Genomic DNA, 26,998 nt, shown 5'->3' with positions numbered 1-26,998 from the left:
CAGCTTAGGCTTGTCCTGCGTTTTTCTTGATGATTTCTTCTTGGACAGATTTTGGAACATCTTCATAGTGGTCAAATACCATCATGAAGGTACCGCGTCCTTGGGATGCTGAACGAAGAACAGTTGCATAACCGAACATTTCAGCAAGCGGAACATAGGCACGCACAATTTGGCTGTTACCATGTGCTTCCATACCGTCAACACGGCCGCGGCGGGCAGTTACGTGTCCCATAACATCACCGAGGTTTTCTTCAGGAACTGTGATAGTTACCAGCATCATTGGTTCAAGAATAACCGGCTGTGCTGTTTTAGCTGCTTCCTTAAGTGCAAGTGATGCAGCAATCTTGAAGGCTGTTTCAGATGAGTCGACATCATGGTATGAACCATCATAAAGTTTTGCTTTAATGTCAACCATTGGATAGCCGGCAAGAACACCGTTAGCCATAGACTCTTGAAGACCTTTTTCAACAGCTGGGATGAATTCACGCGGAACGACACCGCCGACGATAGCGTTCTCGAATTCAAATCCTTTACCTTCTTCATTTGGTGTAAATTCAATCCAAACATCACCGAATTGACCTTTACCACCGGATTGACGTTTGAAGAATCCGCGTGCCTGTGTCGGAGCACGGAAAGTTTCGCGGTAAGATACCTGAGGGGCACCAACATTGGCTTCAACCTTGAATTCACGTTTCATACGGTCAACAAGGACATCCAAGTGAAGCTCACCCATACCGGAGATAACTGTTTCACCGGTTTCTGCATTTGTTTCAACACGGAAAGTCGGATCTTCTTCAGCTAATTTTTGCAGAGCGATAGCCATTTTATCTTGGTCAGCCTTAGATTTAGGTTCAACCATCAATTGGATAACCGGTTCCGGGACTTCGATAGATTCTAAGATGACCTTAGCTTTTTCATCTGTCAGTGAATCACCGGTCGTTGTTTCTTTCAAACCAACAGCTGCCGCAATATCACCTGAGTAAACCGTTTCGATTTCGTTACGGCTGTTAGCGTGCATTTGCAGAATACGTCCAATACGTTCACGTTTGCCTTTAGTTGTGTTTAAGACATAAGAACCGCTGTTCAAAACACCTGAATAAACACGGAAGAAAGTCAGACGTCCCACAAATGGGTCAGTCATAATCTTAAAGGCAAGTGCTGCAAATGGTTCATCATCTGAAGCAGGACGTTCTTCTTCTTCATCTGTATCTGGGTTTACACCTTTGATTGCAGGAATATCAAGCGGGCTTGGGAGATAATCAATAACAGCATCCAGCATCATTTGAACACCCTTGTTTTTGAAGGCAGAACCAGCAAGAACAGGGAAGAATTCAACATTGATAGTGGCCTTACGGATAGCAGCTTTTAATTCTGCTTCTGTAATTTCTTCACCTTCAAGATATTTCATCATGAGGTCTTCATCCGTTTCAGCAACTGCTTCAATCAATTTTTCACGGTATTCGTTTGCTTGGTCAACATATTCAGCCGGAATATCTTCAATCAGGATGTCTGTACCAAGGTCATTGGTATAGATTTCCGCTTTCATTGTTACCAAATCGATAATTCCTTGGAAATCATCTTCAGCACCGATAGGCAATTGAATTGGGTGAGCATTTGCTTGGAGGCGGTCATGAAGAGTGCTTACTGAGTACAGGAAGTCTGCACCGATTTTGTCCATTTTATTGGCAAAAACGATACGCGGAACACCGTATTCAGTTGCTTGGCGCCAAACAGTTTCTGTCTGAGGTTCTACACCTGACTGAGCATCAAGAACTGTAACGGCACCGTCAAGAACACGCAGTGAACGCTGAACTTCGATAGTGAAGTCCACGTGCCCCGGGGTGTCGATAATATTAACACGGTGGTCTTTCCACTGTGCAGTTGTCGCAGCTGAAGTGATGGTAATACCGCGTTCTTGCTCTTGTTCCATCCAGTCCATTTGTGAAGCACCTTCATGGGTTTCACCGATCTTATGGATTTTACCAGTATAGTAAAGAATACGCTCTGTTGTAGTTGTTTTACCGGCATCGACGTGAGCCATGATACCGATATTACGAGTTTTTTCTAGTGAAAATTCGCGAGCCATTATGGTTTTCTCCTATAGTCTATAATTTTTGGAAAAAACGGATAGGCAGGGACCTACCCGTTCTCAAGTTTATTATCTTAAATGGGTTAGGACTAAGCATTCGAAAAAAAAGATAAATCTTCCTAGAGCTTGAAGGCTCGGCGTCACATTTCCTATTTTTTCCAGAATTTTCTTAACGTCCTTACATCCTGTTCTTAGTTGAATTTTAGCTACAAATGTCTGCCAAAAAGATAAAATTTCCTAGAAACTGAAGTTTCTGCGTCAATTTTCCTATTTTGGCTAGCATTTGTTTAACGCTAAAATATCCTGTCTTACCAGCGGAAGTGTGCGAAGGCACGGTTAGCTTCTGCCATACGGTGTGTGTCTTCACGTCTCTTAACAGATGCACCAGTGTTGTTTGAAGCATCTAAGATTTCTTTGGCAAGACGGTCTTTCATTGTATGCTCACCACGGGCACGTGATGCTGTTACCAGCCAACGAAGACCAAGTGTCGTACGGCGTTCCGGACGCACTTCAACGGGAACTTGGTAGTTAGAACCACCAACACGGCGGGCACGAACTTCAAGGACAGGCATGATATTTTCCATAGCTGTCTCAAAAACTTCGAGGGCATCATTTCCTGTTGCTTCTTTAATTTGTTCAAAAGCTCCATAGACGATACTTGTAGCTGTACCGCGCTTACCATCAAGCATAACGCGATTGATAAGACGTGTTACAAGTTTTGAATTGTACAATGGATCTGGCAATACTTCGCGCTTAGGCGCACGATTTTTACGACTCATTTCTTAATCTCCCTTCCTTATGCTTTAGGCTTTTTAGCACCGTATTTAGAACGGCCTTGTTTACGGTCAGCTACACCTGCAGTATCAAGTGCTCCGCGGACAATATGATAACGCACACCCGGAAGGTCTTTAACACGTCCGCCGCGAATAAGAACAACACTGTGTTCTTGCAGGTTGTGGCCGATACCCGGAATGTAAGCAGTTACTTCAATAAGGTTGCTCAAACGCACACGGGCAAATTTACGAAGGGCTGAGTTAGGTTTTTTAGGTGTCATTGTTCCGACACGGGTAGCAACGCCGCGTTTTTGCGGTGAAGATACATTTGTTTGAACTTTTTTATGGCTGTTATAGCCGATATTCAAAGCCGGTGACTTAGATTTTTCTACTTTAGACTTACGTGGTTTACGTACCAACTGGTTAATTGTAGGCATCTACATTCTCCTGTAAAATTTTTATTTTGGTTGGCATAGCACTTGGTGACAGCCTATGCCTGTGTGTACTTTGCAACATTTGTCAGCACGTCTCTGTACACTTTTGAGAGACCAAAAGTAAAAAGTACCGCTTATCATAATAGCACAGCGGCACTGTTTTGTCAATAGTTTTTTACGGTTCTTAATCCTTTAAATTAAATAATCCAAACAGGATCAGCAAAGCAAAAATTAAGATTTTTTCAAAATCGATTCCAATCCCAATACACTGGTGCAGCAGTGAAACAAAAACAGACAGACAAAAGGCCCTGCTCTCAAAGAGCCGGCCTTTTTTACCGCTGCTGGTAAAAAATCAGCAAGTCCTAAACTTATTAACGTCAGCAGCCTGGCCTACTCATCAAAAATATTCCCCAGCTGAACATCAACCCGGTTTTCTTTAACATCAATATCGGTCACTGTCAAAAGAGATTTATAGTTCAAGCGGTCATGCTTTCTTTGGGCATTGTCAGCAAAAACGGCTACACCGACCAGCTCGCAGTCAAATTCACTCAGGAGACTAACCATGCCGCTGACTGTGCCGCCTCCTTTAAGGAAATCATCCACAATCAAAACCCGGCTGTTAGGTTTAAGGCTTCGTTTTGACAGGAACATCTTTTCAATGCGATCGCTGGAACCGGAAGCGTAGTTGACCGATACCGTTGATCCTTCTGTAATTTTTAAATCCCGCCGAACAATGACAAAAGGGACATTGAGAATATTGGCAACAGCATTAGCCAAGGGCACTCCTTTAGTCGCAACCGTCATGACGGTATCAATTTTTTCACCCTTAAAAGCATTGGCAATAATTCGGCCGACATTCTTTAAGATACTGGGGGTACTCAGTAAGTCAGACAGGTAAATATAACCTCCGGGCAAAATCCGATCGCTCTCTGAAAGGCGCTGGCAAAGTTCTTTGGCAATTGCTTTGCCTTCTGCGCCAGAAATGCTCGGCGTAAAAATAACACCGCCATTAGCACCGGTTACCGTCTCAATATGGCCAATACCGCTTTCTGAAAAAGCCTTTTTGATGATGGCAATATCTTCCGAAATAGATGATTTTGCCGCTCCGTATTTTTCTGCAAAGGTGTTAAGACTGGTTAATTGATAAGGATTGTTGACCAGATAATTGGAAATAACAACCATCCGTTCGCTGCGTCGTAATTTCATAAACTCACCATTCATTAGTTTACTTTTATTATACCATATAAAAAAGCAAAAAGACGAACATTACCGACCTAATATTCATCTTTTTTCGTCTTTTAGTGGTTTGTTTTTGGTTTATAGAAGGAACGATTGTCCATGGCAAAAATGCGGCCCGTCATCTCGCCTTCGGATACCCGCGACAGCGCTGAGGTCATCATCATCATTTCAGCATCAAGATTATCAATCATGTGGATGATCTCTGCTTCCATAATTCTCGGCCTGACCGGACTTCCGTATTCCAGGAGCCCGTGGTGGCTGAGGATAACATGGCGCAAAACGATAACATCTTCTTTGGTATCATCGATGTTTAGTTCAGCTAAGGTCTTGGTAATTTCTTCATCGATCAAGGCAATATGGCCAATCAGATTGCCGCGAACCGTGTATTCCGTGTTTTCAGGACCGGACAGCTCAAGAACCTTGGCTAAATCATGGAGCATAATCCCCGCAAACAGCAAACTCTTATTAAGTTCCTGGTAAATATCTCCGATACTGTCTGCCAAGCGAACCATGGTGGCTGTATGATACGCCAGACCGACTTCAAAGGCATGGTGGTTGGTCTTTGCAGCAGGAAAACTGAAAAATTCATGGCTGTACTTACGGTAAAGCGCCCTGACGATACGCTGCCAAGTGGCATTTTCAATTTTAAAAAGCATCTGCTCCAAATAGTCTCTGATTTCTTGGACATCAACCGGCGGCTTTTCCTTAAAATCCTTAGGATTATCAGGTTCCCCGTCTTTAGGATGGCGCAGACTGATTTGATTCACCTGCGGCATGCCGTTGTATACCTCGCGGCGGCCTTTCATAAAGACAACTTTGCCAGCCGTGAATTCTTCAACATTATAGGGCTGAGCGTCCCAAAGATTACCGGAAATTTCCCCAGTATCATCCTGAAAAGTAAAGGCAAGATAATCCTTACCGGCTCTTGTTTTTCGAAGTTCTGCTGACTTAATGAGGTAAAATCCTTCAAAAAGTTCATCTTTTTTCATTTGACTAATTTTCATTTGCTTCCTCATCTTCTAGCGGTGCTATATTTAAGAGCAATCGAGTATTGTCATCTTCATAGAGTTCAATATTTCTAAGCACCCGGTCAATGGCGTTGGTCCGCGTTGTCAAAAGCTTATCAATATTGTTGCTGGCTCGGTGCAGCTGTTTCTGAGTTGTTTGCAGAAGGCCGCCGAATTTATTAAACTCTGACTTAACATTGCCTAAAATTTTACTGATATCATCCGCATTCTTTTGAATATTCAGAGTCTTAAAGCCGACAGACAGCGAATTGAGAAGTGCTGAGAGAGTCGATGGACCTGCAACCACAATATTCTCGTCGCGGCGCAGGCTGTCAAAGAAGCCGGCATTCCTGACAACTTCTGAATAAAGACCTTCGGTCGGCAGGAACATAATCCCAAAATTAGTCGTTTCCGGCGGGTTAAGATATTTCTTTTGAATATCTTTAGCAAACCGCTTAATACCAGCTAACAAAGCCTTGCGATGGAGCTCAATCTGCTCTTTGTCTCCCGTGTCGTAAGCATCTTCCAAACGGTAGTAATCTTCCAGCGGAAACTTGGAATCAATAGGCAGGTAAACATACTCGTCCTGATGACTCCCCGGCAGTTTGATGGCATATTCCACACGCTCTGCCGATCCCTTAACCGTCGCAAATTCCCGTTCATACTGACTTTCAGTCATAATGTCTTCAATGATTTGCCCCAGCTGCAGCTCACCTAAGATTCCCCGTGTCTTGGTATTGGAGAGAACTTTGTTTAGCGTGCCGACATCACGCGCTACTGTCTTCATCTCACCTAAGCCTTGGTTGACACTTTCCAGCTGTTTGGACACTGTCTCAAAGGATGTGCGAAGACGGTTGTGCAGAGTTTGATCCAGTTTTTCTTCAACGGTCTGCCGCATTTCCTCCAGACGTTTTTCATTTGAAGCCTGCATTTCTTTAACAGACTGCGTTAATTGAAGATTAATCTGTTCTAAACGCTTATCGGAACGGTCTCGGCTGTCAGTGAGATTTTGATACAAGACCTCCCTTAGATCTGTGAGCTGCTGTGACAGGTCGGTTTGCAGGCGCGTCAGCTGCGTATTTATTTCGAGCAGCTGGTTTTTATCCGCCATTTCTAACTGATAGGACACCTGATCTGACAAATTATCAGCATTGTCATCCAGCTTTTTTTCTAAGTCTGACTGATTTTTATCAAGTTTCAAAAAAACCGCAGCGCTGACAAGGCAAGCGCTCAGAGCCAGCAATAAAATGAGAATATCCATTATTCATTAAATCCTATCTTTGGTTTGAATCACAACGACATAGCCTGATGAAACAGAAAAACAGATGGGTTGGCCGACAAACTCGTTGCTGCCGTAAATTTTTTTCTGGAAAAAATTGTTTGCCGACAGTTCGTATTTGGCACCCTGAATCGTCAGCGGAGCATCATTGTCAGCCATAAAAGAAACATAGGCCATTCCGGTTTCCTGCTCAATCCGGTGCTTACCCGGCGGAAAAAACTGCACCAGATTTTGCCTGTCGCGCAGATGAAAATGCTGCATAAAAGGGGCTAAATCCGGATTGCTCGGCAGAAAAATGTTTGCCAGAGTATGGTCAAGACGTCCGCCAAAAGCTCCAAAAACGGTTACTTCAGCTTTTTCAAACTGCTGAAAAATCACTTTGAGAGCCAGTTCAGTATCCGTGTCCTCTTTTTCTGCCGGAGCTGTGAGCAAGTGTTTCGCTGAAGTCTTGATTTTTTGCAATTCTTGATGAGACACCGAGTCGAAATCGCCGACAGCCAAATCCAGAGGCAGGTGATTTTGGAGGAGGACAAAACAGCCTCTGTCAATTCCTACAAAATAATCAAAATCCGTCGTGAAATACTCCAAATCACCTCCGGTAAAGAGAGCTACTCTAGTCATTTAAGGCCGCTTTCAAGGTTTCAACTCGGGCTGACAGATTTTCCTTGAAAAGATAAGAACCTGCCACAAAGACGTTAGCTCCCGCTTGGGCACAGGCACTAATCGTTTGGTTATCTACGCCGCCGTCAACTTCGATGTCATATTCAAGACCGCGCTGTTTGCGCAGCTGAGCTGCTAATTTCACTTTTTCCAAGCATTCAGGAATAAAGGCTTGTCCGCCAAAGCCCGGATTGACAGTCATGATTAAAACCTGATCAACCAAACTCAGTACCGGCTCAATCGCTGCCAAAGGAGTTCCGGGATTAATGACAACGCCTGCTTTCATCCCTGCAGCTTTGATTTTTTGCAGAGCACCGTGAATGTGGGTTGTCGCCTCAGCGTGAATCGTCATAATATCAGCTCCTGCCTGGGCAAAATCATCAACATAGCGTTCCGGATTAACAACCATAAGGTGGCAGTCAAAGACTAACTTACTGTGCTTACGCATACTGGCAACCACACCTGCACCAAAGCTGATATTAGGGACAAACTGGCCGTCCATAATATCAATATGAACGTATTTAACGCCTGTTTCTTCAATACGTTTTAATTCTTTTTCAAAATTAGCGTAATCTGCAGCCAAAATAGAAGGAGCAATTTTGTAAGTTGACATAAAAAGACCTACTTTCTCTTAATTGTTTTTTTATAAATCTCCCGGCGATTCTCAATCTCGCTGAGGAATTGCAGATAATGCTGGTAGCGTTCCTGCCAGACATTGCCATGCTTCAAAGCTTCTTTTACCGCACAGTCCGGTTCATGCGTATGGGTGCAGGAACGAAACTTGCAGGCAGAGCTCAGCTGCAAAAATTCGGGAAAGGCAGCGTTTAAGGACTCACTATCTGTTATTTCGTAATCCAGCGAACTGAATCCAGGGGTATCGGCAATTTTGCCGCCGTGTACGTTGTAAAGTGTTACGGCACGCGTCGTATGCCGCCCGCGGCCTAAACTGTCTGAAATCTCAGCCGTTTCAAGCTCTAAATCCGGCGCAATCTTATTGAGCAGGGTTGATTTACCGACTCCTGTCTGCCCCATAAATACAGTGATATTGTCCTTTAAAAGCGGCAGCAGATCCTCTAAACGGCAGATAACCTGATAGCCGATTTTTTGGTACTGCTCCTTGACGACAGTCAAACAGCTTAAATCTTCCAGCAAATCAAGTTTCGAAATATAGATCAAAGGCTTGATCTTTTTATGCTCCAAAAGAATTAAAAAACGGTCCAGCAGATTGGTGTTCAAATCAGGCTCTTTGGCTGACATAATGACCACAGCCTGATCTATATTAACTATCGGCGGCCTCACTAAACTGTTTTTCCGTTCATGAATAGCTAAAATATAGCCTTCGGAATGTTCTGCTGCCGAAAAATCAACCTCATCGCCGACATAGGGACGATGTCCCTTTTTTCTAAAATTCCCACGTGCCCGTGTCTGATAAACCTGTCCTTTTGACTCTACATAATAAAATCCGGCCAAAGACTTGATAATTTTTCCTTGCAAACGCTCTCCTCGCTAAACTTATTAATCTCATTATATCAAAAAAATAATCTTTTTTCTTTTTAGGTATTGGCAAATGACAAAAAAAGCGTATAATAGTATAATGTATTATAAAGTTATGCGGAGATGGTGGAACGGCAGACACGCATGCTTCAGGCGCATGTGCCCGTAACGGGCGTGAGGGTTCAAATCCCTTTCTCCGCATTTTTTGAGCTTTCCAGCTCAGTCAGCTCTTGGGCTGACTCTTTTTAATATCGTTTACAGTCTTTTAAAATCAGATTTAAAAGCTGCACTTGGAAAGGTGGCCCAGCTTGGTACGGCACCGGACTCGAAATCCGGCAAGTGGACTTTGTTCACGCGCGGGTTCAAATCCCGTCCTTTCCTTTAACCAAGATACCAAGGAACGATTCGCTTCAGCGAAAATTCCTGACAGAGAAATAGGGACTTGACGTTGAGTGCTTGCACGCAAGGAAAGTCATCTTTTCTCCAAAGGAATTAGTTCCGTGTTCAATTAAACAAGATACAAAGGACCGATTCGCTTTAGCGAAAATTCCTGACAGAGAAATAGGGACTTGACGCAGAGTGACGACGCTCAAAGAATTTAATCTGCGCTCAGTCGCAGCACAAAAATCTCTCATCTTTTTAATCAGGTGAGAGATTTTTGTGTCTATAAAGCAAGAGTAGGCTGAGCAAAAAAGCTAACAGTCTGATTAGGCCTGTCACATACTTTTCAAAAACACTCCTACTGATAAAGAGATCAAAGAAAACAGCCAAGCCTAGAAAAATGGAATAAATTTCTCTGATAAAAGCCACCTAAAAGAAAACCCGGTAAACCCAAGAAATGCAGGTCAGCTTATAAGATAAAAGCTGGCACTCAAGCCAGCTAATGTTTTTCTGCCATTTAAAATTTTTCTATGCGATAGTCTCTTTCAAATGTGGATTGGCTAACAAGCTTACCATTGGTTAAATCAATAACATCTCCAATATTCCCAATAGCATACATTCCATAGCCATAATTGCGATCATCCTTCGCCCACTTTGGATACAAGGCCGGCATCAAAATGCGCAGCCTGTCATCTAGCCAGACAAGTTCATTTTTGTCAAAGGCATCGGAGACCCACTGCGGCCGACTGCCTTCTTTGGTAATTCTCCAAACTTCTACTTCTTGATTTTTGTAAAAAGCTTTCAAAATAGTTCCTCCTTTATTTTGTAAGCTGGAGTAATTTATTAAAAATTACAAGAATTAGGTGTTCCTCCTATTCCATAAGGTGAACATGATTTTGGAGCTGGACGATCAATGTCGTTCAACTGTTCTAGAGTAACGCCTCCTCCATCAAAAGCACTAATAGCTCCTCCTAGAAAGAGGCCTAAATAACCACCTTCAACTGTAGAAAGCTGTTCCTTTGTCATTGTTTAAAATTGTTCAAATACTTGTGTATTCATAACAAAACTCTTTTTCATTTTTTAATCTTATCCCTTGGCCAAAAAACACCTATAGTATAACTTATTTTGATCCCTTTGTGTGACGATTGTCGTAAATGGTATCAAATAAGTCGTGAATGGGAAAAATGGCTCTTGAATTCTCAATAAAATATCCATTCACGACATATTTTGGGCCGTTCATGACATTCACTCTAATTCTTTTAAATTTTTAGGCATAATGAAGGCAAAATTATGAAAGAAAAAGTAAAAAGAATCGGTCAAACGCTCCCGACAAACAAAAAGACGCCAGACTTGAAGCAGCTAATAAACTTATCATCAAGCATCAAGGCTTCAGCTATTGCAATTTCCCTAGCCTTCAAGAAACGGATTTATCTTATCTTGAACAGCAAAAAGAAGAGAACCAGCTGGGTTCTCTTTAGAGTATAGCTTTTCGGCACCCACTACAGTTGACAAGGAAGCAGTTTGAGCTGGTTTTGTTTATTTTATAATCCTGCTTCTTTTAAGGCATCAGCTAGTTTGGCAAAGTCTGCTATGGAGAGCGCTTCTCCACGAACAGACGGTTTGATTGCTGCCGCTTCTAGGGCTTTTTCGAGTTTAGCTTTGGTTTCATCCGTTTTTCCAAAACGGTTGGTCAGGTTATTCCAAAGGGTCTTGCGGCGGTGCACGAAACTGGCTTTGGCAATATCAAAAAAGAAATCTTCATCCTGAACCGCAACTAACGGCTGATCTCTGCGCACCATTTTTAAAATTGCACTGTCAACATTGGGTGCCGGCACAAAGACCGTGCGGGGCACAATAAAGGCGACCTTAGCGTCCATGTAATACTGCACCGCGATAGACAGAGAGCCGTAAGCCTTGGTATTAGGTTCAGCCGAAATGCGATCCGCCACCTCTTTTTGTATCATGACCACAAACTCAGCAAAAGGAATCCTGCTCTCAATCAAATGCATAAGAATCGGTGTCGTAATATAGTAAGGCAGATTTGCAACCACCTTAATCGGCAGGTCAGGATTTTTAAACGCTTGAATCTGCGTCTGCAAGTCTGCTTTCAAAATATCCTCATTGACCACCTGCACATTGTCAAAATCACGCAGCGTATCTGCCAAAATCGGAATGAGACGGTCATCAATCTCAAAAGCCATGACCTCAGCCGCAGTCTCTGCCAAAAACTCGGTCAATGCTCCAATACCCGGCCCAATCTCAATCACATTGACATTTTCGTCAATCTCAGCAGTGTCCACAATTTTCTGTAAAATATTAGTATCAGTCAGGAAATTCTGACCGAAAGACTTCTTAAAGGTAAACCCGTGACGCTCCAAAACAGCGCGGGTAACGGAGTAGTCTGCAATTCTCATTTTTGTTCCAATCTTGTTTTTTACTATTTTACCACAAAAAGGAGATGAATAGACTCATCTCTTAGCAGTTGTTTTATGATTAACTGCAAAAAAGAGTGATCTAACAAAGTTAGCTTCAAATATCTGCTATCACTTGCGTAATTGAACACGAGCTGCGAATTGTGTCAAAAAGATGATGCTTCATCAATTGAAAGAGTTTGAGACTTTTGTCCCAAACTCTTTTTCTTTTTATGAGTACGATTAGTTATCGTCCTTTTTTAAGCTTTTCACTGCACCTTCGACAGTGTCTTTAGCATCCTCAAATGCTTCTTTAGCTTTGCCGGTTATTTTATCAACTTTACCTTCGGTTTCAGTTTCTTTATCACCTGATACTTTACCAAAACCTTCTTTGATTGAGCCTTTGGCTTGTTCTAACTTTGCATCAAATTTTTCTTCTGACATATCTATGACCTACTTTCTTTACTTAGATGATTATCATTCATCAGTTATCATTAAACGAGCAGTATGCTTTACTGTCTTATTTGCTGCGGCCTAAGAAAAATGAAACAACAGCAATAACAATAACTGCACCAACAATAGATGGAATCAGCGCCATTCCTGCCAGACTTGGTCCCCAGGTTCCCAAAAGCGCCTGACCGACAGCTGATCCGACTAAACCCGCAAGAATATTGGCAATCCAGCCCATTGAGCCGCCTTGCTTAGTAATCGCACCTGCAATTACCCCAATTAATGCACCGATAATAATTGACCATAACATAATTTTATCCTCCAACGATTCTAAAAAACGTGCAATCAGATATCTTAAAGTGTCAATTATAAAGCGAAGACATCTAATATAGGTTACATCTCTTATTATACTCAAAATAATGCATTAAGCCAAATATTATATTTTGATAATGTAAATCTTAAAGTGAAGGAATTACTGGGTGCAATAACTATCAGGACTCTCATATTTTAGCAGGTAGAAATCAGTCAGGCGGGGCAGCCACATTATCCCTACTAATAGGAACTGAGTTTTTTAACCACACTAACCTTACGCATCGTGGCTCTAATCCCCAGCTGGTTTTCCAAAAAGTTGGTGTTGAGACGTTTCTTCCGTGCATCACGCGGCAAGTAAAGGTAGAGACACTCATTGCCAATGTAAAATTCTTCATCTCCAAAGTCGGTTTGAGACAAGCTTTTCAGAGTTTCAGTGTCTAAGCCATCATTCGTAAATACCAAGTGAATGCGAGACAAATCATAAGTCTCATCAAAAGGATTTTCCTGAGCAGCCTTTGCTAGTTGTTCAGAGCTTTTGATAATGACGGACACCGATTTTCTCCAAAATCGTATCATGGACGAGATTTTTGACGTCTTTATCGGCTAAATCCGTCTTGCAGACAATATTGCCACTCTGGATGTAGGTCCGCACATTTTCAAACCCAGCTTCTGTCCAAATTTCCGCCAGATAAGCCATCTTGGAAATGCGATTTGGCCCTGTCGGTGTGACACCGCGCAATAGAATAATTTTCTTCATGTATTTTACCTAATGTAACTTTTTTTATTTTGGAAAAATTCCTGGCATTTGAGCAACTGTTAATCCTACTGCTCCTGCATTAAGTTTTAAGTATCGACTCGGACAATATCCGTCAGTGCTTGGTCACGATAGATTAGATCATCTCTTGCTGTGAAGCCGCACTTTTCCCAGAAGGCATTATCAACCTGTCAAAACAACGATAGCTGAGAGACCGCGTCCTAGTCATCTATCCGCATTGTTCTAATTCGCTTGGCTGTCTCCTATGCCTTAGGCTTCATTCAATCATCAACTTTACAAAACCGTCTTCTTCAATATTGTAAACATGTTTTCCAATAATAGAACGAAGATTTTGGATATCTGCTAAGTCAGGACTGGCAAATTCCAGATAGTTTTTTTCAGAATCCGCTGCATTCATATCCCTATAAAAATCGCTAATATGACAGTAAAATTCCTCTAAAATATCCTCCAGAGGATACTGCGAAATCGCCTCACCAGCTCCCTCACCCAAGTCAGGTTCCTGTACAAAAGACAATGAAGTCACATACTGAAGTTCTCCACTCTCATCTTTGGTCTGATAAATGCCTGATTCAACTTTTTCATAATTAGTTTGTTGATATTTTTCTGCCTGATAATCTTCAATAGCTTTCATATCGCACTCCTTTATACCTGGTTCTCTATAATTAGTGAACTGCTATCAGGCTCTCTGAGTAAGGATAAGGTAAGGTATTTATCTCCGCCATCGTCAGGATCGAGACTTCTTTCCGCAGACTCTCTCAATCCTTTGGAATTAACAAGCAAATCAACACCTGCAGCCGGAACTTCTACTGCGATTTTATTGCTTTGTTCCCAGTCAATCTGGCAATAAACTTCATGCATACCTTCTGCTACTTGAAATTCTAATTTCTCTCCGCGCTTGATCTTTCCGACACATTCATCATCAATGAAAACTTTGAATTTCCGAAACCTGTTGGCACCTTTTGTGCCTCTTTCCAATCTGATTGCAGCCATTGGCTTTCCTCCAAAATTAATTTTCCTGATAATCCGTTATCGCTCTTTCAACCTCGTTCAAGGTCACACCAAATAGTTCCAAGCGTTTGAGGAGCTGCTTGCCGTTAGTGTAGCCGATGCGCAGTTTCTCTCCCAAATATTCCCGGCGCTTGCGGCTGTCTGCTCCCATCAGCAACCCTAGGCGCATAAGGTCTGATTTGGTAATGTCAAAATGGTTAGTATCATCGTAGTGCCCCAGCACGCCAGACAGAGCCTTTTGTAAGTCCTCAAAGCTGGCGTGCTCGACACCGAGCGAGCGCCCTTTTGTTTTTGATTTGGGAACGGCTTCTCCGCGATTGAGGAAGGCATGCTTGGCTGTGGGCACGGCTTCCATGATAATCTTGCGGATACGCTCTCCGTTGTAATCAGGATCTGTAAAGACAATTACCCCGCGCAAGTTATTGAGTTTTTCAATGCGCTCCAGATCTTCATCCGTGATGGCAGAGCCGCGGGTTTCGTAAGTATCTACATCATAAAAGCGGCGGAGATTAGCGGTATCGTCTTTACCTTCGACGATGAGGACTTCTTGTATTTTGATTTTATTTCCCATAATTTTGTTTTTTGATAGTTTTCTTAAGTGATGGGGACGTCAGCGACCGCCTTCGGCGTTCCATGACTTATTTTTGAACCTAAAGTTTCAAAAATCCCTCGTCACAGCATGTTATGCTGTGACTTTCATCACGGCGAAAACTATCGGATTGGGCGACCTTTGGTCGCCATTCTCTATACCATTAGTTTTAATCTTCCAAGCCAAATAGTTTCATGGCATTTGCGGTCGTTGCTTTTGCCACTTCTTCGCTCGTTAAACCGCGCAGCTCTGCGATTTTATCAACGACGTAGCGGGTGTAGGCTGTCTTGTTTTCCCGGCCGCGTTTAGGCACTGGAGCTAAGTAGGGCGCATCAGTCTCAACCAGAATTTTATCCAACGGCAAAGCTGCAGCTGCTTCCTGCACATCCAGAGCCTTTTTAAAGGTCACCACACCTGAGAAAGAAATCATCATTCCCAAATCAACAAAACGCTGAGCCATTTCCAAAGACCCCGAATAAGAATGCATAATGCCGCCGCGTGGGCCGACACCGGCATCCTTGATGACCTCATAAGTATCGTCAAGTGCGTCACGAGTGTGGACAACAAAAGGCAGGTCATGCTCCTTAGAAAGCTGAATCTGACGTTTAAAAACCTCTATCTGAACTTCCTTTGGATCTTCCATCCAGTGATAGTCAAGGCCAATCTCACCCAGAGCGATAACCTTGGGATCGTGCAGGTGTGAGACAATCAGGTCCTCCACCTCTTGAGTGTAAGAACCAGCCTCAGTCGGATGCCAGCCGATGGTTGAGTAGATTTCAGGATACTGCTCAGCCAGCTCAAGAGTGCGCTTAATGGTCGGTCGGTCAAAACCGACAACGTTGTGACGCGTCACACCAAGTTCCTTGGCAAGAGCTAACTCCTCGTCTTCACGCCCGGCGAAGTTCTCAATGTTTAAATGCGTATGTGTATCAAAGATATTCATGCCTTCATTATATCAAAAAAGCCCAAGGAAAACACCTTGGGTTTTGAAAAGTTTCTTGGGAAATAAATCATTGGAAAAAGCTTGCGGTGTGTGCGAAAGACTGCACAAAATTAAGATTATTTAGCGATTTGCCTTGCTCTGGCCGTTCAGCCAGTCGAAAATATTGCTGTACTCTTTGCCGTTAACAATGGCCTTACTTGCACCGCCCTGAGTCGGATTGGTTGCCACCAGACCATTTAGTCCTTCCATTGAACCGACATTAGCTGTGCTTTGAACGCCATTTACCTGATCATTGAAAAAGTAGACCCAAGACCAGTGTCCGTTGTAGTTCATGTTTGGCATCTCAGTGCCGGCAACACTCTCATAATAAGAAATCCATTTATTGTCAGCCTTAGCATCTATCATGGCTTTGTAGAAAGGCAGAACGCTTTCTGACGGTGCCAGAGTTGTATCTGTTGCTGAGTGAATCAGCCACATGGGCTGGTCCTTAAGAGCCTTGAGCGTCCGATCGTCTAAGCTGTAGCTGGTCTTACCGTCTTTATTGTCGGTTTGGTAAGAATAGGGAGCGGCAATCGGCACAAGAGCTGCAAAATAATCCGGATATTTAATTCCCATATCCAAGGTCATGCCGCCGCCGTTAGAAGCTCCGGCAAGGTAGATACGATCTGCATCAACATCGGGATGGTTGGCAACATAGGATTTTATGGTTTCCATCAAAGCATCGGAATATTGATCCACCGACCAAGGAGTCGGCGCCTGAACGGCTAAAACATAGGCTCCGGTCTGAGCTCCTCCTCCCGTTGAGGTGAAATGATTTTGAATGCTGTCTTTTGTCAAATTGACCACTTCACTTGATAAAAGCGGAAAATTGATGTCTGTGCCGGCTTCGCCGACACCATGCAGCCAAACAATCAAAGGATTTTTTTCACCGCCCGCTGCCGACTGAGGCGCATAAGCTGCATACTGCATGCTGTTTGTTCCGCGTTCTGAAAATCGCTCTGCTGACGGGGTGATTCGGTTATTAATCGCTTCTTGTTCAGAATCAATAGTCTGCAGACGGCGGCTTCCCGAGGCAATCGCCTTAAGCCCCGATACTTTCACCATATAGCTGTCAACCCAGGCATTTCTGTAGGTATCCAGATTGAAAGTAAAAGGTGAAGCACTTTGAGAAGGATCATCTGCATTGTAGGTCACTTCTAATTCCAGTGTTACATACTTACTTCTGGCACCTCTTCGCAAAGCATTTCCGCGTTCATCAGAAAGATAGCTTGCTTTGACCTGCCTGCTGATGCCGGCCGTCGTGACTGATGTCTGAGAATCAGCAGCAACTCCTCTTAACGTTTGGTTAGTTTCAAGGACAACTTTTGAAACCCCCGGGCCAAATTCATAGCTGTCAATAACAAGATTAGTCTTTGAGACCGCAAGGGTATTGCTAAACGCTTTAACCCTAAAACTTCCTGCAAACACAAGCACTCCCAAAGCTAAAACCAGCAGTCCCTTTATCCATTTGTGCATAATGACAACTCCTTTTCTTTTTCTTAAAATCTCCCATAGCAGCACTGATTCAGCACCTTAGCATGAGTTGTGTTCCACTTTATAGCTTTCTTAAAAAACTGTCAATAGCCTTAACAAAATCTTAACTTGGTTTTACACAATGTAACTCTTTTCATACATAAATACAATAAAAAAGCGGTCTTTGCCGCATTTTTGTCTGGAAAACAGCTTGACATTTCAGCCTGATTTACCATCAATTTTCAAAAAAATTCTGTTCTTTTTAGAAAGAATAGCTTCTTCTAAAAAGAACAGGATTTTTAATAATCTTTGACTTTCATGATGCGAACAAGGTTGGCCCGTTCGGCTTCTTCAAGCTTGAGTTCGATATAATGGATGGTTTCTTCCAGCTGCGGAATCGTTGAGTGTTCTAAGCCGTTAACACGGCGTCTGGTTTTCTCAATTTCATCCGCCATCAGCTGACAGGATTTTTCAACTTCTGCCAAACGCAGGAGCTTTTCCACCAAACCGTCCATTTTCTGAATAGTCGCGTCCATTTCACTGTTGGAAGCCAGATAACTGTAGACGACATCTCCTTCATCATTGCCGTAAGGACTGTCTATCTGGCTGTGCATCTTGGGAACCGTCACACTCATGATATTTTCTTTTTCGATAAACAGCTCAACCTGCTTTGTCGGAACCGCAAAAATTTCCTCCACCATCAGGTCATTTTCAAGCGATTTAGCCACGACGAAGTCTTGCATATTGCTGACCAGGGCAGTTTCCACTTCCTGCCGAAGCTTATTATTCTCACGAATCAAATCAACAAACCGACGCATGAGCTCATCACGCTTATCTTTAAGCAGCTTGTGACCGCGGGTTGCGGTTTTCAAACGTTCCTTAAGATTGCTTAATTCCATTCGTGTCGGTTTGACATTTAAGCGTGCCATCACTTATCACCTCCCTTGAACCTCTAAGGATAGGAACTCCTTTAATCTAATCGGCTGCGCTTGCTTGCGTTTTAGGCAGATACTGATCCAGCATGTCATCCTTAATCCGTTTGAGTTCAGTCCGCGGCAGAATGGATAGAAGCTCCCAGCCCAGATTAAGACTTTCCTCAATACCGCGGTTGGTATAAAAGCCTTGATTGATATATTCTTCTTCAAAACGATTGGTGAATTTCACATACAGTTTATCGGTTTCAGACAGAGCAGACTCTCCCAGCACGACAGCCAGTTCCTTGGCTTGCTTGCCTTGGGCATAGGCTGCAAAGAGCTGGTTCATGGTTGCTGCATGGTCACCGCGGGTCTTCCCTTCACCGGCGCCCTTGTCTTTTAACCGAGACAGAGACGGCAAAACATTGATTGGCGGGCGGTAGCCGCTGTTATAAAGCTCGTGTGACAGGATAATCTGTCCTTCTGTAATGTAGCCGGTCAAGTCAGGAATCGGATGGGTAATGTCATCCTCAGGCATGGTCAGAATCGGAATCTGGGTAACAGAACCTTTTTTACCGATTAAACGGCCCGCACGTTCATAAAGCGTTGAAAGGTTGGTATAGAGATAGCCCGGATAACCGCGGCGGCCCGGAACTTCACGGCGAGCTGCAGAAACTTCACGCAGAGCCTCACAGTAATTGGTCATGTCTGTCATGATAACAAGAACGTGCATATCTTTTTCGTAGGCCAGATATTCTGCTGTTGTCAGGGCAATACGCGGTGTCGCAATACGCTCGATAGCAGGGTCGTTAGCCAAATTGACAAAGAGCACCGAACGGTCAATCGCTCCCGTCTGACGCAGGTCATTCATGAAGAATTCAGCTTCTTCAAAGGTAATTCCCATAGCTGCAAAAACCACGGCGAAATTTTCATCAGAATTCAAAACCGTTGCCTGGCGGGCGATCTGTGCTGCCAATTCATTGTGGGGCAGACCGGAACCCGAAAATACAGGCAGCTTTTGTCCGCGGACAAGAGTATTGAGGTGATCGATAGCTGAAATTCCTGTCTGAATAAATTCATCAGGATAGTCACGCGCTACCGGATTGATGGCCTGTCCGTCAATATCCAGATATTTTTCAGGAATCAGTTCCGGTCCGCCATCGATTGGTTTTCCCATACCGTTAAAGATACGGCCGACCATGTCTTCCGACACTGCCAATTCAAGCGGGTGCCCTGTGAAGCGCACCTTAGCTTTTTCAAGGTTGATCCCGGATGAACCTTCAAAGAGCTGCACCATAGCCTTATCTTCCTGAACTTCCAGAACCTGTCCCTGACGGACTTGACCGTCGTGGAGCTTGATTTCAACCAACTCATTGTACTGGACACCTTCAACTTGGTCCACAATCATCAAAGGGCCGACAACTTCGCTGACTGTACGATATTCTTTAAGAACACTCATGCTAGATACCTCCCTTTGCCAGCACTTGATGAATGCTGTCGCGAACATCTTCAGCAAGCACCTGAATCTTTTCTATTTGATCTTCTGAAATATATTTGCTGCGGGCAATGCGGTTGCGAACATCAGCTGTTCCGTCCATAATTTCAGTGTAATAAGCCCCTAATTCCAAAGCTTTGCCGGCTTCGTCTGCAAAGGTCAAAATATTGGTCAGCATAGCTTCCTGCTTAGGAAACGATGTAAAGGTATCCACTGTATCAAATGCATTTTGCTGCAGATAGTCCTCACGAATCTGCCGAGCAACAGCCATGGTTAAACGGTCTTGATCCGACAGTGAATCAATGCCGACCAAACGGACGATTTCTTCAAGACTTGACTCTCTTTGCAGAACATTCATGGCACGTGTGACCTTAGCTGCCCAGTGTGTATTTTGCACTTTATCAATATACTTGCCGACGTCATCCTTATACAGCGAGTAGGAACTCAGCCAGTTGATAGCCGGAAAGTGACGGCGCTGAGCAAGCGGTGCATCAAGTCCCCAGAAGACCTTGACAATACGAAGGGTATTTTGGGTGACCGGCTCTGAAATATCTCCTCCCGGAGGTGATACGGCACCGATAGCCGTAATCGTTCCCTCGCGCCCCTCACTTCCGAGCACACGCGCACGGCCGGCACGTTCATAATATTCAGCGATACGGCTGCCAAGGTAGGCCGGATACCCTTCATCACCCGGCATTTCTTCCAAGCGGCCGGACATTTCCCGCAGCGCTTCTGCCCAGCGAGACGTCGAGTCAGCCATGATAGCGACAGAATAGCCCATGTCACGGAAATACTCAGCAATGGTAATACCGGTATAAATAGAAGCTTCACGCGCAGCCACAGGCATGTTGGAGGTGTTGGCAATCAAAACCGTCCGCTCCATAATGGACTGACCGGTATTAGGATCAATCAGCTCCGGAAATTCATTGAGGACATCGGTCATTTCGTTTCCGCGTTCACCGCAGCCGACATAAATAACAATATCAACATTGGCAAATTTGGCAATCTGATGCTGAACAACCGTTTTACCGGCTCCAAACGGCCCCGGAACAGCAGCAGCTCCGCCTTTTGTAACAGGAAAGAAGGTATCAATGACACGCTGTCCTGTCACAAGAGGTTCAACAGGAATCAATTTCTGAGCGACCGGACGGCTCTTTCGAACCGGCCATTTTTGCATGAGCGTTCCCTTGAAAACAGAACCGTCAGCCTGCTCAATTTCATAGACAACATCATCAACAGTAAAATCACCTGCTGAGATCGCGATGAGTTTACCGGATACCTTGTCGGGCACCAGAATACGGTGCTCAACAACTAAGGTTTCTTGGACAGTTCCTAAAATGTCTCCAGAGACAACTTGGCTGCCGACTTCAAGACTTGGTTTAAAGGTCCATTTCACCTCACGGTCAAGACTTGGAATCGTGACACCGCGAATCAGAAAATCACTGTCTGTAGCTGTTTTAAAACGATCCAGCGGCCGCTGAATACCATCAAACATTTGTGAAATCAAACCGGGTCCTAATTCTACTGACAAAGGACTTCCCGTTGTAACAACAGGTTCCCCCCGTCCAATACCGGATGTTTCTTCATAAACTTGAATAGAAGCCTGATCGTGGCGCATTTCAATGATTTCACCGATCAAGCCTAAGTGGCCAACCCGGCAGATATCCTGAATGTTGGCCTCCTGCATGCCAGAAGCCACAACTAAGGGACCTGACACTTTTATAATTTTTCCTTGGCTCAAGATGTTTCCTCCATTAAGATACAGCTCTCAACACACAGCAGTAAAATAAGCAGCACCGATACAGCGTGTTTGAGCTGTGTTTATTTAGAAAGTCTTTCTTTTTGCTGACTTCGATTTTTCAAATAATCTATTTTTACTATTGCAGCATTTGCTCAGCGAAGCATTAGAGAATGTTTTGGCCGACGGCCTTTTCCACATTGTCCTGTACTCGCTGCAAACCAAGCCCTGTCGTTCCCTTATGTGTGGGGATGAGGATAAGGGCCGGTGTGACCTGACTGTCATAGTAGGCAATTGTTTCAGGAATTTCAGCAGCAATGTCTTCTGTCAAATAAACGATACCATAGTTATTTTTGGCCAGCTTTCGCAGTTGATTAATGGCCTCCTGTGCCTGATTAACAGGAAAGGTCTGAAAACCTATCATACGAAAAGGCAGGATGGCATCACGATTTCCAATCACGCCAATTTTGTATTTCTTACTGTCCATAAATCGGTCTCACCCTTTCTTTAACCAGCTCGAGCGGCAGCTGATTGCTGATTGCCGATAAAAGCAGTCGCAAATTTTTAACCTCAAATTCCCGGCAGAGCAAATAACGCGCTAAAACCAGCGGCCCTTCTGCAGTATATTTAGCCGGATCCAGCAGCTGAAACTGCATGAGGTCATAAAGATACTCTAAGTCAACTGCTGATATGTTCCCTTGGCGCATTTTATCTTCAAATTCCGCCCAATCTGTATTGAAATGATTGGGGTTTACTTGAGTAAACCAAGAGATAAGCTCCTGCTTTTCACCCAGCTCAATAAACTCTCTGGCTGAGAGACTCCCCTCATCAGAAAGCAGCTGCATCATAAAACTCTGCGGTTTTTCCTGAGAGAGGGCACGCTGAACGGTGATTACATTGTAAAAATCAATCATCAATCCGATTGCCTGGCTAAAGACTTCTGACTCCAGCTCTACCTGATTGGCCAGACGTTTTAAATGCTTGAAATAGGCTAAATCGGTTCCGATTTCCAAAACCCGAATATCCTTATAATCCTCATATTCTGCCCAGATCATAGCCAGTTCATCCGCCATAAATGCCGGAAAATTTTCCGAACTGAAAGTTGAAATCAGATGCTCCAAAGCTTCCAAGGATTCAGAACCGATGGGGATTAAAAGGTGCGTCAGCTCCTGTTTAGTGGCTCTGGCCTTAAAGAAGACCTTAATGTTGTGATAAACATAACGCAGAGCGAACATATTCACGATATCCTGATCCGGCGATTCAGCAAAGGCCCAGGCATACTCCTTGGCCAGTCCCGATGTTAATTGCTGATCAATTCGATTGAGGTCTTCCAAATCAGCTGCCGACAGGTGATAAGAGCTTGTCTGCAGCAAAAGCACCAAACTTTCTGTATCCGGAGCCTGCAGGAGTTTTTCAAATTGATCCAGAGTAATAAGCTCTCGTTCTTTAACACTGATAGTCGTGTTAATTTGTGAGAATTGACTTGCATCCATCTCAAATCCTCCTAATCCTCTTTGAAAATGTCAGCAGCAATACGGGAGCTCTCCTCTTTGTAGATCGAATCAATCAAGTTAGCATACAGGTAATTATCATCAATTTTTCCAAGCGATATAACCAAACCGGCTTCATCGGAAATAGCCTGATCTAAAAAGGTTGCATGAGGAAAATCTGCCTGCAGCTGCTGCAAAATACCTGAGTCCCATTTATCAGCTGTTAATTGGCCGAATTGAACAGTAATTGTTTCTTGCCCATATTTGCTGAGAATTTTTCTGACAAAAGAGAGCTCCTCTTTCTGACTCCAGTTTTTCATCTGTTCAAGCGCTGAAGCAAAGAGTTCTTTTAGAACCCTTTGCTTTGATACCAAGGTCGATTGGCGCTCTTTATTTTTGATTTGCTGAGCTTCTATTTGAAAGGCTTGATTGATGTCTTTCAGCTGACTTTGGCGCTCATTTGCTTTTTCTGTCTGAAGCTGCGCCTTGCGGTCTTCAAAATCGTTTTGAATTTGTTTTTTAGCAGCATCTAATTTCAGCTGCCCTTCTTGATGCGCCTGCTCAATAATTGATGTCTTTAATGGATTTGCTTCACTCACAAGACGTCCTCCTTCTTATCATTTTGCTGCAGTAAGAAGAATACGCTACACACGAAGCGTCAATAGGAAGGATACAACGAAAGCTAAGATAGCATAAGTTTCTACCATGGCAGACAAGATGACACCCTTCATTGTTTCTTCCGGACGTTTAGCCAAGATCTGCATCCCTGCAACAGCTACATTTCCTTGATGCTTAGCTGAAAAATAACCAACCAAAGCAATAGGAAGCGCAACAAAGAAATACGCAACGCCCTTTTCAACCGGCAGATCCGGTGTAATTTGTAACCAAATCAGCATACCGATAACAAAGCCATAGAGACCTTGTGTTCCTGGCAAAAGCTGCAAAATCAACGCCTGAGCAAATTTTTGCGGCTGCTCTTTCAGCAGGGCTGCTGCTGCCTGACCGGTCTTGCCGACACCGTAAGCAGAGCCCATGCCGCTGAAACCGACAGCCAAAACAACGCCCAGAGCTGCAAAGAAGGCACCGCCGTGTGAAGAGAAGTAACTTGCTAAATGTTCCATTTTATTTGTCCTCCAAATGAGTTTTTGTTATTTTGATATATTTTTCAGCAGGTTTCAGGGGCTTGAAGGCTTCGCCTCCGCCGTCATAGAATTTACCGAAAAATTCAACGAAGATTAGACGTGCACCATGCACATAACCTGACAGAAGCGACAGGAAAATATTAATGGCATGTAAAAGCACAAAGATGAGCACACCGACTGTAAAACGTCCCAGCGGCGGGAAAAGACCGACAATCAAATTGAAAGCTGAGCCGATACTTGCTCCCGACAGTCCCAGAGCCATTAAGCGGGTAAAGCTGACTAAATCACCGACATAAGATGAAATATTATAGAGATTAAAGAGTCCCGAGCCGATACCGGCCAGACTTTTTGCCTCAATAACAGAAGCAATCACAACCCCTACAGCATTAACAACAGCCAGCACTGCACCAACAGTGACCAAGGCAGACAGGTGAGGCAGCATCATTCCCAGGGCCAGCAGCAAAATACCTATCAGAATGAAGCACCAGGCAAAACCGGAGTGATAAGCTTCTGCATATTTCTTCATTCTGACTTTCTGGAAACCGCCCAAAAGCAGCCCGACGACTACTGCTATAAAGCCAAAGGCTACCGACAGTGCCAAAATCGTCATAACATCTGTAGTTGTCGATATCAGCACCACAGGCAGCGTATAACCGAAGAACGATCCGTAAATCAATCCCCAAAGGGAAACCGAAACACCTAAAATATTGAGAAATTTGGCAAAGCGGGCAGTTCCTTTGGGAAGATGAAAATATCTTAAAACGAGGAAAGTCGCTGCAAACAACAGCAGTCCGTAACCTAAATCAGCTACCATCATACCGAAAAAGGTAAAGTAAAAGGGAGCTAAAATCGGTGTTGGATCCTTTTCATAATATTTAGGCAGCGAATACATCTCTGTAACCAGCTCGAAAGGCTCAACCAAGGGATGGTTGCGCAGTTTAATCGGAACCTTTTCCCAGTCTGATTCTTCCACATCTACTTCTTGCAGATAAATACTGTCCCCAAACTCCTGTGTCAGCTCGGCTTGCAGAAGTGCTACCTGATCCTTTTCCACCCAGCCTTCCAAAGCAACCAAATGCTCTGTACTGGCTAATTTTTTCTTAGCCGCTTGGCGGGAATAGAGATTCAAAAGATAGTCCGTTTCAGCTTCTAAGCCTTCCAAATCTTTTTGCGAATGCTGCAGTTCCTCTAAAAGCCGCTGCCTTTCTTTGGACCATTCATCAACATCGTTTTGCATCTGCTCAATCGCCTGTGCCGGAAGTACGGCTCTGTCATACTCAAAAGGTTTAAAATGATAATCTTCTAAATGAAGGTCAGCTTTTTTATCAAAGAAAATGAGAAGACCGTATTCAGCTTCTGAAGTAAAAATTTCCTGACACTGGACATCGGGATTCTCCCGCAGCTCACGATAAGGATTGTCATCCAGTGTTTTCGGAAGAGTTCCGACAGCAGCCCTTACAAAATCAAATTTTTTTAATTCTTTGGGAGTAATTTCCAAGTCTTTCCACTTGCTTAAGCCGGCAATGTCAGTTTCATTTTCAGAAATCTGCCCTTCCAGCACCTGAAGGCGGCTGATTTTTTGGTTGACCTGAGCAATCACCTGCTCAGCCTGATTGTCTTTGCCGTAATTCTCCAATTCCTCAAAAGAAAGTGAGGAAGCTTCCTTACGCAGAGCCATCAGAAAGCTTTCTTTTGGTATGAAGGTGCGCAGCTTATCGATGGTTGTCTCCAGATGCTGCTGGCGCTGAGAAAGATAATGGAGGGCTTCTTCGCCTTCAAGTTTCTTTCCCTTCTCCTGATCGGCCTGATAAATGGCTGGCAGGCGGACTTCTGAGCGTTCAAAAACGTCCTGCCAATTTTCCATCTGTGCAATTTCTCGCACCTGCAGGTTTTCTAAGCGCTGCAAGGTCAATAAAACAGCATCCAGCTTATCCTTGGCAAAAACGATGGAAATTTTTTTCATTTGACTAATTGCCATACTTTTCTACCACCCTGTCCACAATTTGCTGAACGAGACCTGCCTTTTTATCCGACAGAACGGAGCGAACATGCTGATCATTTTTAGCAATCGTCTCTGCCAAATTCGCCTGCAGATCTGTTTTTTGCTGGGTTAATACAGCTTCTAGTTTTGATACCTGAAGTTTTGTTTCTTGGTCACAATCCAATTTTACTTTATCCAAATCCTCTGCAGACTGATCACGGAGCGCCTGAATCCGGTCATCATAATCTGCCAGAACTGCCTTGGCTTCTGCTTCAATGGTCTGCATCGTTTCTAAAATGGAGTTTGCCACCTTGCCACCCCCTTTCAATGTTATGTCTATTTTACCAAAATTCCGACAGCTTGAACCGCTAAAATTGAAGTTTTTAAGATTTTTTGACTGAAAACCGCCTTGAAAGCTGATTTAACTGCCCATCAGACCAACGTTTCATTTTGATGACAGCTACAAACAGCCCACTTGGGCTGACGGTAAAAAACAAAAATCCAGCAGTCTCGAGCACTGCTGGATTTATTTTATAAGTCATTATCATTTTAGTCAGATAAAAATGCTGTTAAAGCGGTCGGCAAAACTGCTGACAGCTGAAACATTTTTACCAGCTGAAATTAAGCAGACAAGACTTTGCGTCCCTTGCGGCGGCGTGCTGCTAAAACACGGCGGCCATTTTTAGTTGACATGCGGTGACGGAATCCGTGCTTGCGCTGACGACGGATCTTACTTGGTTGAAAAGTACGTTTCACGCTGAATACCTCCTCATAGATTTTCGTATTCGTTTAGCCGGCTATAATGTGATCAGTTACTAAACATACTAGACTATTTTATAACAAAGCACGCACAGTGTCAAGGTTTATTTTTCTTTGAGACTG

General features: G+C 43.7%; 31 protein-coding genes, 2 tRNA genes and 1 pseudogene. 3 read left to right on the top strand and 31 right to left on the bottom strand.

All coding sequences use genetic code 11. The features are described from left to right. Positions 1-4: 4 nt before the first annotated feature. The 9 genes from fusA to rsgA all read right to left on the bottom strand — a co-directional run bounded on the left by fusA (position 5) and on the right by rsgA (position 8,975). Positions 5-2,086, bottom strand: a complete 2,082-nt coding sequence (fusA, locus tag AC4HAF_RS01080; protein ID WP_491096322.1) for an elongation factor G — start codon at positions 2,084-2,086, stop codon at positions 5-7. Between the two features lie 311 nt (positions 2,087-2,397). Beyond that, positions 2,398-2,868 (bottom strand): 30S ribosomal protein S7, encoded by a 471-nt coding sequence (rpsG, locus tag AC4HAF_RS01075; RefSeq protein WP_491096321.1) that lies wholly within the window; start codon positions 2,866-2,868, stop codon positions 2,398-2,400. A gap of 17 nt (positions 2,869-2,885) precedes the next feature. Then, on the bottom strand, positions 2,886-3,299 hold the full coding sequence (rpsL, locus tag AC4HAF_RS01070) for a 30S ribosomal protein S12 (RefSeq protein WP_057489967.1): 414 nt from the start codon (positions 3,297-3,299) through the stop codon (positions 2,886-2,888). A 387-nt stretch (positions 3,300-3,686) separates the two neighbouring features. Further along, on the bottom strand, positions 3,687-4,502 hold the full coding sequence (purR, locus tag AC4HAF_RS01065) for a pur operon repressor (RefSeq protein WP_491091760.1): 816 nt from the start codon (positions 4,500-4,502) through the stop codon (positions 3,687-3,689). A 92-nt stretch (positions 4,503-4,594) separates the two neighbouring features. After that, positions 4,595-5,539 carry a 3'-5' exoribonuclease YhaM family protein gene (locus AC4HAF_RS01060; RefSeq protein WP_491096320.1) on the bottom strand — a complete coding sequence of 315 codons (945 nt, stop codon included), beginning with the start codon at positions 5,537-5,539 and terminating at the stop codon, positions 4,595-4,597. Further along, on the bottom strand, positions 5,529-6,803 hold the full coding sequence (locus tag AC4HAF_RS01055) for a DNA recombination protein RmuC (protein WP_491096319.1): 1,275 nt from the start codon (positions 6,801-6,803) through the stop codon (positions 5,529-5,531). Before AC4HAF_RS01055 ends, AC4HAF_RS01060 begins: the two co-directional genes overlap by 11 nt. Before the next feature lie 6 nt (positions 6,804-6,809). Continuing rightward, complete coding sequence (locus AC4HAF_RS01050; protein WP_491096318.1) at positions 6,810-7,442, bottom strand: thiamine diphosphokinase; 633 nt, start codon at positions 7,440-7,442, stop codon at positions 6,810-6,812. Next, complete coding sequence (rpe, locus tag AC4HAF_RS01045) at positions 7,435-8,094, bottom strand: ribulose-phosphate 3-epimerase (protein ID WP_491096317.1); 660 nt, start codon at positions 8,092-8,094, stop codon at positions 7,435-7,437. Before rpe ends, AC4HAF_RS01050 begins: the two co-directional genes overlap by 8 nt. Positions 8,095-8,102: 8 nt before the next feature. Continuing rightward, a complete protein-coding gene (gene rsgA, locus AC4HAF_RS01040; RefSeq protein ID WP_491096316.1) occupies positions 8,103-8,975 on the bottom strand; it encodes a ribosome small subunit-dependent GTPase A in 873 nt (290 codons plus the stop codon). Positions 8,976-9,092: 117 nt separating this feature from the next. Between rsgA and AC4HAF_RS01035 the strand changes: the two genes are divergently transcribed. Further along, a tRNA-Leu gene (locus tag AC4HAF_RS01035) sits at positions 9,093-9,176 on the top strand. Positions 9,177-9,267: 91 nt separating this feature from the next. Next, positions 9,268-9,356 (top strand) — tRNA-Ser (locus AC4HAF_RS01030). Positions 9,357-9,873: 517 nt separating this feature from the next. Here the strand turns inward: AC4HAF_RS01030 and AC4HAF_RS01025 are convergent. Further along, positions 9,874-10,161, bottom strand: a complete 288-nt coding sequence (locus AC4HAF_RS01025; RefSeq protein ID WP_491096315.1) for a hypothetical protein — start codon at positions 10,159-10,161, stop codon at positions 9,874-9,876. A 38-nt stretch (positions 10,162-10,199) separates the two neighbouring features. Beyond that, on the bottom strand, positions 10,200-10,382 hold the full coding sequence (locus AC4HAF_RS01020) for a ComC/BlpC family peptide pheromone/bacteriocin (RefSeq protein ID WP_491091753.1): 183 nt from the start codon (positions 10,380-10,382) through the stop codon (positions 10,200-10,202). Positions 10,383-10,646: 264 nt separating this feature from the next. Between AC4HAF_RS01020 and AC4HAF_RS01015 the strand changes: the two genes are divergently transcribed. Beyond that, a complete protein-coding gene (locus AC4HAF_RS01015; RefSeq protein ID WP_491091752.1) occupies positions 10,647-10,841 on the top strand; it encodes a hypothetical protein in 195 nt (64 codons plus the stop codon). Between the two features lie 56 nt (positions 10,842-10,897). Here AC4HAF_RS01015 and rsmA read toward each other — a convergent pair whose 3' ends face one another. From rsmA to rpmH, 20 genes and pseudogenes are all read right to left on the bottom strand, one after another. After that, complete coding sequence (rsmA, locus tag AC4HAF_RS01010) at positions 10,898-11,770, bottom strand: 16S rRNA (adenine(1518)-N(6)/adenine(1519)-N(6))-dimethyltransferase RsmA (RefSeq protein ID WP_491096314.1); 873 nt, start codon at positions 11,768-11,770, stop codon at positions 10,898-10,900. Between the two features lie 240 nt (positions 11,771-12,010). Beyond that, positions 12,011-12,211, bottom strand: a complete 201-nt coding sequence (locus tag AC4HAF_RS01005; RefSeq protein ID WP_491096313.1) for a CsbD family protein — start codon at positions 12,209-12,211, stop codon at positions 12,011-12,013. Between the two features lie 76 nt (positions 12,212-12,287). Then, the gene (locus tag AC4HAF_RS01000; protein ID WP_491091749.1) at positions 12,288-12,527 is read right to left on the bottom strand and encodes a GlsB/YeaQ/YmgE family stress response membrane protein; all 240 of its coding nucleotides are present in this window, start codon (positions 12,525-12,527) and stop codon (positions 12,288-12,290) included. Positions 12,528-12,769: 242 nt separating this feature from the next. Beyond that, positions 12,770-13,286, bottom strand: a pseudogene (locus tag AC4HAF_RS00995) (DUF1697 domain-containing protein). 274 nt (positions 13,287-13,560) lie between these two features. Beyond that, positions 13,561-13,935 (bottom strand): hypothetical protein, encoded by a 375-nt coding sequence (locus AC4HAF_RS00990; protein WP_491096312.1) that lies wholly within the window; start codon positions 13,933-13,935, stop codon positions 13,561-13,563. An 11-nt stretch (positions 13,936-13,946) separates the two neighbouring features. Then, positions 13,947-14,294, bottom strand: coding sequence for a hypothetical protein (locus AC4HAF_RS00985; RefSeq protein WP_491096401.1), 348 nt, complete (start codon positions 14,292-14,294; stop codon positions 13,947-13,949). A 16-nt stretch (positions 14,295-14,310) separates the two neighbouring features. After that, entirely contained in the window at positions 14,311-14,883 is a 573-nt protein-coding gene (rnmV, locus tag AC4HAF_RS00980) for a ribonuclease M5 (protein WP_491096311.1), read from the bottom strand. Between the two features lie 187 nt (positions 14,884-15,070). After that, entirely contained in the window at positions 15,071-15,844 is a 774-nt protein-coding gene (locus tag AC4HAF_RS00975; protein ID WP_491091745.1) for a TatD family hydrolase, read from the bottom strand. A 120-nt stretch (positions 15,845-15,964) separates the two neighbouring features. Further along, a complete protein-coding gene (locus tag AC4HAF_RS00970; RefSeq protein ID WP_491096310.1) occupies positions 15,965-17,359 on the bottom strand; it encodes an alpha/beta hydrolase-fold protein in 1,395 nt (464 codons plus the stop codon). Positions 17,360-17,655: 296 nt separating this feature from the next. Beyond that, a complete protein-coding gene (locus AC4HAF_RS00965) occupies positions 17,656-18,285 on the bottom strand; it encodes a V-type ATP synthase subunit D (protein WP_491091814.1) in 630 nt (209 codons plus the stop codon). A 46-nt stretch (positions 18,286-18,331) separates the two neighbouring features. Continuing rightward, entirely contained in the window at positions 18,332-19,729 is a 1,398-nt protein-coding gene (locus tag AC4HAF_RS00960; protein ID WP_491096309.1) for a V-type ATP synthase subunit B, read from the bottom strand. A 1-nt stretch (position 19,730) separates the two neighbouring features. Next, a complete protein-coding gene (locus tag AC4HAF_RS00955) occupies positions 19,731-21,506 on the bottom strand; it encodes a V-type ATP synthase subunit A (RefSeq protein ID WP_491096308.1) in 1,776 nt (591 codons plus the stop codon). 163 nt (positions 21,507-21,669) lie between these two features. Beyond that, the gene (locus tag AC4HAF_RS00950) at positions 21,670-21,990 is read right to left on the bottom strand and encodes a V-type ATP synthase subunit F (RefSeq protein ID WP_491096307.1); all 321 of its coding nucleotides are present in this window, start codon (positions 21,988-21,990) and stop codon (positions 21,670-21,672) included. Further along, positions 21,980-22,996, bottom strand: a complete 1,017-nt coding sequence (locus tag AC4HAF_RS00945) for a V-type ATPase subunit (RefSeq protein WP_491096306.1) — start codon at positions 22,994-22,996, stop codon at positions 21,980-21,982. The genes AC4HAF_RS00950 and AC4HAF_RS00945 overlap by 11 nt, the downstream gene beginning before the upstream one ends. A gap of 11 nt (positions 22,997-23,007) precedes the next feature. Further along, positions 23,008-23,592 (bottom strand): hypothetical protein, encoded by a 585-nt coding sequence (locus AC4HAF_RS00940; RefSeq protein WP_491091739.1) that lies wholly within the window; start codon positions 23,590-23,592, stop codon positions 23,008-23,010. Positions 23,593-23,637: 45 nt separating this feature from the next. Beyond that, positions 23,638-24,114, bottom strand: coding sequence for a V-type ATP synthase subunit K (locus tag AC4HAF_RS00935; RefSeq protein WP_491091738.1), 477 nt, complete (start codon positions 24,112-24,114; stop codon positions 23,638-23,640). A 1-nt stretch (position 24,115) separates the two neighbouring features. Beyond that, entirely contained in the window at positions 24,116-26,113 is a 1,998-nt protein-coding gene (locus AC4HAF_RS00930) for a V-type ATP synthase subunit I (protein ID WP_491096305.1), read from the bottom strand. After that, positions 26,103-26,426 carry an ATP synthase subunit B family protein gene (locus tag AC4HAF_RS00925; RefSeq protein WP_491091736.1) on the bottom strand — a complete coding sequence of 108 codons (324 nt, stop codon included), beginning with the start codon at positions 26,424-26,426 and terminating at the stop codon, positions 26,103-26,105. Before AC4HAF_RS00925 ends, AC4HAF_RS00930 begins: the two co-directional genes overlap by 11 nt. A gap of 73 nt (positions 26,427-26,499) precedes the next feature. After that, positions 26,500-26,658: a hypothetical protein gene (locus AC4HAF_RS00920; protein ID WP_491096304.1), complete on the bottom strand. Its 159-nt coding sequence runs from the start codon at positions 26,656-26,658 to the stop codon at positions 26,500-26,502. Between the two features lie 79 nt (positions 26,659-26,737). Next, a complete protein-coding gene (gene rpmH / locus AC4HAF_RS00915; RefSeq protein WP_002262507.1) occupies positions 26,738-26,872 on the bottom strand; it encodes a 50S ribosomal protein L34 in 135 nt (44 codons plus the stop codon). Positions 26,873-26,998: the final 126 nt, after the last annotated feature.

This window comes from Streptococcus sp. ELY_90 (assembly GCF_058314475.1).
This window is presented reverse-complemented; position numbering and strand designations above follow the sequence as displayed.